The sequence below is a fragment of the Candidatus Melainabacteria bacterium RIFOXYA2_FULL_32_9 genome (assembly GCA_001784615.1).
Lineage (GTDB): Bacteria > Cyanobacteriota > Vampirovibrionia > Gastranaerophilales > UBA9579 > UBA9579.
In genome coordinates, this window is the sequence record MFRQ01000135.1 from 1 (window position 1) to 7,908 (window position 7,908).

7 protein-coding genes and 2 pseudogenes (1 of these 9 only partly in view) are annotated in these 7,908 nt (G+C 33.0%); 4 read left to right on the top strand and 5 right to left on the bottom strand.

Annotated elements, in window-relative coordinates:
- From A2255_02590 to A2255_02600, 3 genes and pseudogenes are all read left to right on the top strand, one after another.
- Positions 1 to 1,297, top strand: a pseudogene (locus tag A2255_02590) (hypothetical protein).
- A gap of 161 nt (positions 1,298 to 1,458) precedes the next feature.
- On the top strand, positions 1,459 to 1,926 hold the full coding sequence (locus tag A2255_02595) for a nucleoside-diphosphate kinase (protein OGI17866.1): 468 nt from the start codon (positions 1,459 to 1,461) through the stop codon (positions 1,924 to 1,926).
- Between the two features lie 46 nt (positions 1,927 to 1,972).
- Positions 1,973 to 3,100, top strand: coding sequence for a tRNA guanosine(34) transglycosylase Tgt (locus A2255_02600; GenBank protein OGI17867.1), 1,128 nt, complete (start codon positions 1,973 to 1,975; stop codon positions 3,098 to 3,100).
- A 196-nt stretch (positions 3,101 to 3,296) separates the two neighbouring features.
- On the opposite strand, the gene A2255_02605 is transcribed toward A2255_02600, so the two are convergent.
- The 5 genes from A2255_02605 to A2255_02625 all read right to left on the bottom strand — a co-directional run bounded on the left by A2255_02605 (position 3,297) and on the right by A2255_02625 (position 7,651).
- The gene (locus A2255_02605; protein OGI17868.1) at positions 3,297 to 4,421 is read right to left on the bottom strand and encodes an inorganic phosphate transporter; all 1,125 of its coding nucleotides are present in this window, start codon (positions 4,419 to 4,421) and stop codon (positions 3,297 to 3,299) included.
- Between the two features lie 59 nt (positions 4,422 to 4,480).
- Positions 4,481 to 5,119 carry a hypothetical protein gene (locus A2255_02610; GenBank protein ID OGI17869.1) on the bottom strand — a complete coding sequence of 213 codons (639 nt, stop codon included), beginning with the start codon at positions 5,117 to 5,119 and terminating at the stop codon, positions 4,481 to 4,483.
- 686 nt (positions 5,120 to 5,805) lie between these two features.
- Positions 5,806 to 6,777, bottom strand: a complete 972-nt coding sequence (locus tag A2255_02615; GenBank protein ID OGI17874.1) for a thioredoxin-disulfide reductase — start codon at positions 6,775 to 6,777, stop codon at positions 5,806 to 5,808.
- A gap of 41 nt (positions 6,778 to 6,818) precedes the next feature.
- The gene (locus A2255_02620; GenBank protein ID OGI17870.1) at positions 6,819 to 7,361 is read right to left on the bottom strand and encodes a hypothetical protein; all 543 of its coding nucleotides are present in this window, start codon (positions 7,359 to 7,361) and stop codon (positions 6,819 to 6,821) included.
- A gap of 11 nt (positions 7,362 to 7,372) precedes the next feature.
- Positions 7,373 to 7,651, bottom strand: coding sequence for an acylphosphatase (locus A2255_02625; protein ID OGI17871.1), 279 nt, complete (start codon positions 7,649 to 7,651; stop codon positions 7,373 to 7,375).
- A gap of 158 nt (positions 7,652 to 7,809) precedes the next feature.
- Between A2255_02625 and A2255_02630 the strand changes: the two are divergent.
- Positions 7,810 to 7,908: pseudogene (locus A2255_02630) on the top strand (tRNA (N6-isopentenyl adenosine(37)-C2)-methylthiotransferase MiaB) (it continues 1,177 nt past the right edge of the window).

The following is a 7,908-nucleotide window of genomic DNA, read 5'->3' on the forward strand; positions in this document are numbered from 1 at the left end:
AAACGACATAGATGAGAAAATCAAAAACACTTTTGATTCAACTATGGGCGCAGATAAAAGAATGGCGTTAATGAAACCTATTTATGATATTTATGAAAAAGCATTGGGTAAAGATGGAGACTGGTATAAAAATAAAACCCAGAATGAAAAATGGAGTTTTATAGAAGAAAATTGGCAAAAAGATTGGATAAAAAATGATCCAAGAATCCAAAAAGTTATATCAGAAACTGAATATAATAAAAAAATCCAGGAAGTTCACGATTCAATGGGAAAATCATGTCCTCAAGTCCAAGAATTAATCGAATATAAAAATAAACTTACAAGCTTGGATCAAACAGGTCAGTCTGCTTTTGTTACGGCTCAGGCTTTAAAACAATCAGTTAATAAAGCTTTTCAAGATTTACCAAAAGAATTGGAGTTAAGTGCTAATTCTAAACAAGTATTATTAAATGCTATAGATGAACTTGCTCAAAATAAAAATAAAGAATACTTTGCAAGAAGGGCTTTTTCCCACAATTGGGAAGATATTATTAACAAAGCTAAGGAAAATTCTTTAGAAATTCAAAAATTTGCTAAAGACGAAAGTAAATGTAAAACATTAGAAACTCTTGTTCATAAGCAATTCCTAACACCTGCTTTAGAAAAATATAAAGCTTTAACAAGTATATTAGCAGTTATGCCAGGAAACCCAACTATGTATGCAGGTGATGAACTTGGTGAAACTGGCATGGAAAGCCCTTCTAAAAACATTTATCTCCAGAACAGGAATCGTTTACATTGGGAATACTTGAATAAAGAAGAACATAAAGATGATTTCATTAGAGACTTTAATAAAGATATAAGTAATAACTTTAATTTAAGGAATGATAAGAGATTATCTCCGCTTGTTAATGGTCATACAATACCTCTTAAAAAGCAGCAAGATAAATCTAACATCTATGCTATGTATAGATATAACAGTGAAAAAGACGTTATTGCTGTAATTAACAATAAAGGACTTAATAATACACGGGATAAATACAAAGTAATTCCTGAAGAACTCGACAAAATTGATCTGAGCCAAGATGAAAAATACGGTGTACCAGGTGGTCTAAAAGAAGGTGCAAAATATAGAAGCATAAATGATGCTCATACCTATATGGTCAAAAATAATTCAATAGTCAGAAAAGATGGTGGAAAGATTGAAGTAAACGAGCCTACTTTAATTCTCTACAGAGAGCAACCATTTACTAAATCTGTTCCTAACTCAAATAAAACTGAGCAAGAAAAACCTAAAACTCTAAATCTAAACGGTTAATTAAATACCTATAATTTAACTTGATTATTTTACTTAACTCTATATCAAGATATATCAGCAATTTTACAGTGTTTGAAGCTAAATACAACTTGATTATGATTGTAAGTTATACGATTTTATGCTCTAATTAATGTTTGAGGAATTAACTATTGGAGGGTAAAATGGAGAGAACTTTCGTTGCTATTAAGCCCGATGCAGTTCAAAGAGGACTTATTGGTGAAATTATCAAAAGATTTGAAAAAAAAGGGTTTAAGATTATCGGCATGAAAATGATTCATATGAGCAGGGAATTAGCCGAAAAACATTATGCAGAGCACGTAGGTAAACCTTTTTATGAAAATTTAATCCAATTTATCACTAGTGGCCCTATTTTAGCAATGGCTCTTCAAGGAATAGACGTTGTTACCTTAGTAAGAAATATGATGGGTTCTACTAATCCTCAAAATGCAGCACCTGGAACTATTAGAGCTGATTATGCACAAATTACCGAAAGAAATATTGTCCACGGTTCAGACAGTCTTGAAAGTGCAAAAAGAGAAATCGCTTTATTCTTCCATGATTCAGAACTTGCAACAGAATGGAATCGTGATGCAGGTAAATGGATAACTGAACCTAAATTTAAAGTATAATATTAACGTAAAACATTTTTACCGTCTGGAATAATCAGAAAATTGTATGCTTTCACAACAAAAATACTTTGATTATCAGCTGTTGAAAAAATGCTCTAACTCACATGCAAGAGCTGGAGTATTTCAAACACCTCATGGGGTGATTAATACTCCTGTTTTTATGCCTGTAGGCACAAATTCTGCTGTCAAAATGATGACCCAGGATCATTTATATGCCACACAGGCAGAAATTATCTTATCAAACTCCTACCATTTATTCCTTAGACCGGGACACAAGTTAATTGAAAAAGCTGGTGGATTACATAAATGGATGAATTGGAATAAACCAATTCTTACTGATTCTGGAGGGTTTCAGGTTTTTAGCTTATCAGACCTAAGAAACCTTACAGAAGAAGGTGTAACATTCAAAGACCCTAAAGATGGCCGCAGCTACTTTATGAGTCCTGAAATATCAATGGAAGTTCAAAATAGCCTTGGTGCAGATATTATAATGGCTTTTGATGAATGTGCGCCTTATCCCTGTGATTACGCTCAAGCTAAAGAAGCTATGGAAAGAACACATAGATGGCTTGAAAGATGTTTAAAAAGTCATAAACGTGAAGATCAGGCATTATTTCCAATAGTCCAGGGTTCTGTTTATGATGATCTTAGAGCTGAAAGTGCCAGAGTAATTGCATCTGTTAATTCTCATGGTTATGCAATTGGCGGAGTCAGCGTAGGGGAACCTAAAGAATTAAAAAATCGCATAGTTGAGATAACAGCTCCTTTATTACCAGAAAATAAACCAAGATATTTAATGGGGGTTGGTACTCCTGAAGACCTCCTTGATGGAGTTCTAAGAGGAATTGATATGTTTGACTGTGTCATGCCAACAAGAATTGCACGGCATGGAAGCTTCTTTACCCCATGGGGAAGAGGAGTAATAAAAAATAAAGAATTTGAAGAAGACTTTTCACCTTTAGTAGAAGGTTGTGATTGCTATGCTTGCCAGAATCATTCAAAAGCTTATATAAGACACCTGTTCAGGGTTAAAGAGGCAACTGCAAGCATATTAATGACAATTCATAATATTCATTATCTTGTAAAATTAATGCATGATGCCAGAAGTGCTATTTTAAACGATGAATTTGCAGAATTTTACAAGGAAAAGATGTCTTTAATTGAAAGCAAATAAAAATAAGAGATAAAAAAGGCAGAATGTATAATTACGCTCTGCCTTTTTTAAACTTAAAACTTAGCTTTAAGGACAGCGAAAAAAATACTTATGGATTTTGATGAAAAATCCAATAAATATTTTTGTAGCCTGCTTCCTGTAACCAGCAAATAAATGAGCAATAAAAAATGCGTAAGTATTTTTTATTGCGTCCTTATTACTTAACTATTTCTTCTGGTTGTGCTATATCCTGCGGTAGAGCAACTGTTTCTTTATTCATAGATTTTAAAATAAAGCTAATAATTACAATTGCAACAATTACAGCTACTAAACCAAGTAGAATCATCATATTAGCATTGCTAATAATGAAATATGACAGGCCGGCTAAAACCATACAAGCTGGTATTGTTAGCACCCATGCTGTCACAATATTACTAACCACACCCCATTTAACCGCAGATAATCTCTGTGATGCACCAACGCCCATGATTGACGTAGAAATAACATGAGTGGTACTAAGAGGAATACCCATATGAGATGCTGTTAAAATTATTGTAGCTGCTGATGTTTCTGCAGCAAAACCGTGAATAGGTTTTAATTTGATAACCTTACTGCCCATTGTTCTGATAATCTTCCATCCACCAGACATTGTTCCTGATGCCATTGTAATGGCACATAACATAATTACCCATAATGGAATATGAAAATCTTTCATATAGCCTGAGCTATATAAAGCTAATGCCATTATCCCCATAGTTTTTTGAGCATCGTTTGACCCATGGCTTAGTGCCATTAACCCTGAAGAAAATAACTGTAGCTTTCTAAAATGCTTATTAACTCTTTCAGGATTAGCTTTAAAGAACATATGCATTAAAATCACCATAAAGATAAAGCCAAAACCTATACCCAGGACTGGAGAAGTAACCATTGGAATAAGAACTTTTTGATAAACTTTTTCAGCGTTTACGGATCCAAATCCTGAACTATGCACAACAGCAGCACCGATAAGGCCACCGATTAAAGCATGTGAAGAACTCGATGGAAGTCCCTTGTACCAGGTAAATAAGTTCCAGCTAATAGCTCCTAGTAAAGCACTTAATATTACAACCTGAGTAACACACTCAGTTGCAACAATACCTTTTCCTACTGTCGTTGCTACATGAGTACCAAGTAACGCACCCACAAACTCTAAACTTGCTCCATACATTACCGCACGTCTTGGAGTTAAAACTTTAGTAGATACAACTGTTGCAATAGCATTTGCAGCATCATGAAACCCGTTAATATATTCAAAAACTAACGCTGCAACTATTACAACAATTAATAATATTAGTATTTCCATAAAAGTATCTCGCTATTTCTCTAGGATCTCTAATTACAGAATCACAAAATGATCAGTTATTAACCATGTTTTAATACAATGTGAACCACTGTATCTGATACGCTAAAACAAGTATCTAAAGCATTCTCGATATCTTTATAAATGTCTCTAAGCTTGATTACTGTTAATGCATCATATTGACCGGAAAATAGTTCATCCATTGCAACATGTAAAATCTCATCGCCATGCGTCTCTATTTCTTTCATTCTGTGATGACTTTCAGTGATTTCTTTAATCTGAGTAATTTTTTTCAAGTGAGCAACAATATAGATTAACTCTTCTGCAGCCTTTACAAGTGTTTCAGCCTGTTTTTTCATATTATCATTATGAACTTCAAGCCTATATACTCTTAAGTTTACACAGGCTTTAACGATTTTCTTCGTAATTTTATTTAAAAGAGCTGTAACGTGCTGTATATCTTCTCTATCTATTGGAGTAATGAATGTTGAATTCAACTGGCATAATGTTTCTTTAGCTATATCATTACTCTTATGCTTTAGTCTTTTAGCATCAATTAATTTATCTTCACTAAATCCCTCATGCATAATTGTATTAAAAAGAATTGCCGCATCTCGAGAAACATTTGCACTCTCTTCAAAACATGCATAAAATACTTTGTCTTCTGGTGGTAAAATTTTCTCTAAAATATTAAATTTCATACTTACGAGCTCCCGTTAACTTAATTCCAGTCGGTTATATGAATAATTATTCAACAATCACAAATTATATAGAATACTTTTTTGCTAAAAGTAAAGATTAGTAAATGCCAAATCATTAGAATCTCAATTTTTATGATAACTCAAAAATAAATCACTTGTAATGAGGTAACAAAAAATTCTTACGTATTTTGTAAGACTGTCATCCTGAGCATTAGCGAAGGATCTCCGAAATTCTCCACTTAGTTCAGAATGACAATACGAAGTATTACTGGAAGAATTGAGAGCTTAAGAATGTGGCTAAGAGCCTATCCAGGAATTAAATTTACTTATGTCATCACGAGGTGCTTCGCACTGTCATTAGTCATCAGTAAATTAGACTATGATTAATGAATTTAGAAAAGGTGACTGTGTCACCTGACGTGGTGATCTTACCGATTTTGAATAATTGCTGTAAAATGGAAAGATTGCCACAGATTCCTTCGGAATCTTCGCAATGACAACTGTACGTTTTTATTTCCTGGATAGGTTCTTAGCCACAAGAATGACAGAGAATAGCCTAAGAATTTTTTGTTTATTCCTTATTATTAGCTAATTTTAGCAAAAAGAGTGAAAAACCCAGTCCAAACACCTTAAAGGTGATTAAAAGCTTCACTCTTTTTGCTATCTACAAAAATTTGTTAGTTAAATTAACATTCCAACAATTTATCTTTAACTACAACTTGAGCATCAAATTCTTCAATATATTTAATAGCACTTGTTGCAGATAATGCACCATCAGCTGCTGATGTTATTACCTGTCTTAAAGGAGTCACTCTTATATCCCCGGCTGCGTATACTCCTTTACAACTGGTTTCTAAATTTATATCAGTAATAATAAAACCTGCTGCATCTAACTGAATTTGATCTCTGAAAAGTTCTGAATTTGGTGAAAATCCAATGTATGGAAATACTCCATCGGTCTGTATTTCACTTATTTCGCCTGTTTTTACATTTTCAAGCACTATTGTATTAACACTATTTTCACCTTTAATCTCTTTAATTACTGTATTCCAAATAAAGCCAATTTTAGGATTATTAATTGCTCTTTCCTGATAAAGTTTATCAGCCCTCAAGCAATCTCTTCTGTGAATTATATTTACTGAAGACGCAAATTTGGTAAGATACAAAGCTTCTTCTACAGCGGCATTGCCACCACCAATTACACTTACAACTTTATCTTTAAAAAATGCCCCATCACAAACCGCACAATAGCTAACACCCCTGCCAGCAAATTCTTCTTCCCCAGGAACTCCTAATTTTCTTGCCTGTGCTCCTGTTGCTATAATAACTGTTTTTGATTTTAAGCTGTATTCTAGTGTTTCAATAGTTTTTATATCTGAACATAAATCAACACGTACAATTTCCTGGAAAGTATACTTATCTATATTGAATTTATCAGCGTGTTCTTCAAATTTTTCCATTAATTCAAAACCGCCAATATTTGGAAAACCAGGATAATTTTCTATCTCAAGAGTATTGCTTACCTGACCACCAAGCATACTTTTATCAATTATTGCAGTTTTGAGATTACCCCTAGCGGCATAAATTGCGGCAGAAAGACCAGCGGGGCCTCCACCTATTATTATTAAGTCATAATTTGCTTCTTTTAATGTTTTCATTGCTTCCATTATTTTGCACCTTTTCCAGTATTTTCTAACTACTATCTTGCAAAAATATCTTCTAATCGTGGTCCAGAAATTTTAGTTCCACACACTTCATATTCTACTATACTAGAGTTAATAAGTTTCCCTTTTCTGTAGTGCTCAACCGTAATTATATCAGTACCAATAAAATTATCTCCATCAACTGTTATTTTCGCCTTTTCATATTGTTTGACTTTATCAGTAAAATTTTCTCTTGTAAATATTGCCGTCTTACCTTGAACTTCTTTTATATTTATTGAAGCTGATGCACTTGATACAGGATTAGTAAGGGTTATAACATCTTTAAGTTTCTCAAAAGTCCATATATCAGAACTTTTAACTTTAAACATAAATGGATTGTTAGTTTCTATAACACTTCCTGCAACAGACCAGGTCCCGTAAAATTCTTCCGGCAATTCAGAACTTGCAGAAATATTCCCCTGTAATATTCCATTTTTTGTGATTATATTTTCCTCATAAGCAGGATTAAGACGAATAGGATCAATTTTTCCTATTGATAAAGCTAAAGCTATAAGAGGTATTAATATATATGACGACATAATTTAAAAATTTATCCCTTTACTGAAAATTTCTGAAATTCACCGGTATAAGGCTGATTATACACTTCTATGTTAAGAACAAATGACATAGGTGGACCTTGTTTGCACCAAGCTATCATCTCCTCAACTGAATTTTCATCACCCTCAAATATAGCTTCTACCTTACCGTCATGGGTATTTCTAACCCAGCCTGTTATTCCAAGACTTTTTGCTTTTTGAACAGTACTATATCGATAGCCAACCCCCTGAACCCTTCCTGCAATATATACGTGCACCCTTATCTTTTTCATCGTTGCTACCTATCTGTAATTATTGACTTTTTATAATTTAAATAAAACAAACAATTAAAACAACTTCATTAAGTTAATAATTTTATTCTCTAAATGGACTAATAGCATGGTTGAGCTATAATTTTAATGTAATTTGAGTAAGATTGAAAAAATAGACTATGAACAAAAAAGTATATATAGAGACACTTGGATGTCAGATGAATAAATCTGATACGGAAAGAATTTTCGGGATTCTTAGTGATATCGGATATAATAAG